The 377-nt window shown below is 53.1% G+C and carries 1 pseudogene; it reads left to right on the forward strand.

Going from position 1 to position 377, the window contains the following annotated elements:
- Positions 1 to 377: pseudogene (locus Q4563_RS16945) on the forward strand (hypothetical protein); the annotation flags it as partial.

The following is a 377-nucleotide window of genomic DNA, read 5'->3' on the forward strand; positions in this document are numbered from 1 at the left end:
GGTCGAATATGACCTCGGTACGTCCAGCGCCAAGGAAGACGAGCCAGACGCCATGGACAGCGCGGTGTTTACTGCGGAAGTCGACAACATCGGCTTTAACGGCAGCCGCCAACCCATCCTGTTTGGCAGCGAGCTGTACGACACCAGCAACTTTGAACTCGACGAAATCGAACGGGTGCGCAGCTACTCCTCAGATGATCTGAACGTCGCCAAAATCGACATCACCCGTGACCTGATCGTTGCAGACTACCCTGCCATGGTGAAGTTTGGTGGCAAACTGAAAAACCGTAAAAAACACATGGATGTCGATATTCGCAAGTACTCAGCGGATGACATTAGCCTGTCGGATTACACCTCTGGCAGTACCGATTACAGCC

This window comes from Gilvimarinus sp. 1_MG-2023 (assembly GCF_030548285.1).